The organism is Thiohalocapsa sp. (assembly GCF_019695415.1).
In the GTDB taxonomy this organism is placed as follows: domain Bacteria; phylum Pseudomonadota; class Gammaproteobacteria; order Chromatiales; family Chromatiaceae; genus Thiohalocapsa.
The window spans coordinates 1-2,008 of the sequence record NZ_JAIFKJ010000182.1; the positions used below are offsets into that span (position 1 = coordinate 1).

Annotated in this window: 2 protein-coding genes; one reads left to right on the forward strand and one right to left on the reverse strand. The window is 65.8% G+C overall.

What is annotated here, in order from left to right; translation table 11 throughout:
• Positions 1–39 precede the first annotated feature (39 nt).
• On the reverse strand, positions 40–240 hold the full coding sequence (locus I6U14_RS05045) for a DUF2892 domain-containing protein (protein ID WP_296897392.1): 201 nt from the start codon (positions 238–240) through the stop codon (positions 40–42).
• 53 nt (positions 241–293) lie between these two features.
• Here I6U14_RS05045 and I6U14_RS05050 point away from each other — a divergent pair, with 53 nt between their 5' ends.
• Complete coding sequence (locus I6U14_RS05050) at positions 294–1,883, forward strand: bifunctional aminoglycoside phosphotransferase/ATP-binding protein (protein WP_296897394.1); 1,590 nt, start codon at positions 294–296, stop codon at positions 1,881–1,883.
• The last annotated feature ends 125 nt before the right edge of the window (positions 1,884–2,008 follow it).

Below are 2,008 nucleotides of genomic sequence, written 5' to 3' on the forward strand. Positions count from 1 at the left end.
CGGGAAGCGCCAATAAATCGGCGCTTCCCGGCAGCCAGCTCAGAACGCCGGCCCTGGCTGCTTGCCGAATTTCTTCAGGATGGTCGCCAGCGGACAGAAGCCGGTGAAGGCCGACTGCAGGAGGTTCAGCCCGACAAAACCGGTGAAGAGCAGCCACCACTCGCTGACGGTGTAGGCGAGGATGACGGAGATGAGCACGAAGCTGCCGGCGACGGCGAGCACGATACGTTCGATGGACATGGATGGCCTCGGTGCGTTCTTCTGTTGAGATTGGGTAATCATGGTGAGAAACAGTGCCTTGCGCAAGCACCCACGACACCCATCCGAGCGCTGAAAGCGATTACGTTGACCGTCGGCAAGCGGAGCTGGTCGCTGGCCTGCGTGCCCGGCTTGCCGCGTCCGGCGATGTGGAGGTGCTGGAGACGCACATCTCCCGGGTCCTTCTCGCCGGTGCGGATGCCTATAAGCTCAAAAAGCCCGTGAATCTCGGCTTCCTGGACTTCTCCACCCGCGCGCAGCGGCGCCACTTCGCCGAAGAGGAGGTGCGCCTCAACCGCCGGCTTGCACCCAAGCTCTATCTCGGCGTGGTGCCTATCACGGGCACACCCGACGCCCCCGAGCTTGGCGGGGAAGGCCGGGTGCAGGATTACGCGGTTCACATGCGCCGCTTTTCGCAGAACGCACTGCTGACCCGCCATGCCCTCACGCCGGAGGTGACCGACGCCCTGGCGGCCCGCATTGCGGCCTTCCACGCAGCGGCGCCAGCGGCACCGGCCGACAGCGACTACGGGACGCCGGCTCAGGTACTGGCGCCCATGCGCGAGAACTTCGCCGTCATCCGCGACAGCCTGGCACCGGCGGGGGATCTCGCAGCGCAGCTGGCGAAGTTGGAGGATTGGACGCTAGAGCAATACCAGCGGCTGGCCACCGTGCTTGCCGGACGTCGGCAGGGCGGGCACATTCGCGAGTGCCATGGCGATCTGCACCGCGCCAACATTGCCGTGGTGGAGGGTGAGCCGCTCATCTTCGACTGTATCGAGTTCAACCCGGCGCTGCGGTGGATCGACACCGCGAGCGAAGTCGCCTTTTTGCTCATGGATCTGGCCTACGCCGGCGAAGCCGAGCAGGGACGGCGGCTCCTGAACGCCTACCTGATGCACACGGGGGATTATGGTGCCCTCGCCCTGCTGCGCTTGTATCTGGTCTACCGGGCTATGGTGCGGGCCAAGGTCACCGGCATCGGCGCCGCGCAGCATCACCATACGGATGCAACCCAGGATGAAGCCTTGCGCAGCTACGTGCGAGAGGCGCAGGCCTTGAGCCGGCGCCCGCCGCCGCCGCGGTTGGTCATGCTGTGCGGGCTCTCGGGCTCCGGCAAGACCTGGCTTGCGACGCGACTCAGCGAGCGGCTGCCCCTGGTCCATATCCGCTCGGATGTGGAGCGCAAGCGCCTGTTCGGACTGCCGCCGCTCGCGCGCACTGAGACCGGGCTGGGCGCCGGCATCTATGCGCCGGACGCAACCGAGCGCACCTATGCTCGGCTGCTGGCGCTGGCGCAACAATGTCTGGATGCCGGTTATGGCGTCTTGGTGGACGCGACCTTTCTGTCGGCGCGGCGACGGCGACCGTTCCGTGAGCTGGCGGATGCCGTTGGGTGTCCGTTCGACATCCTTGCTTTGGATGCGCCGGCGGCGCTGCTGCGCCGGCGCGTGCTGGAGCGCCACGCCGCCGGTACTGATGCCTCTGAGGCCGATCTCAACGTGCTGGATCGCCAGCTTGCTAACCGTGAGCCGCTCACGGACGCGGAGCGGGATCGGGCCATTTTCGTTGACAGTGGCGGCGGCGAGGCACTGGAAGGCCTGGTCCGGCACCTCTGCGTCTAGGCCATTCCGCGGGACGCCGAGTTGTTTTTTTTGGCAAAGTGCGCGTCGGGGGCCAACCAGCCTTAAGGACATACTGATTTATTGGGCATCCTGCCCAAAAATCAGACGGAGCCGGAAAACGCGGT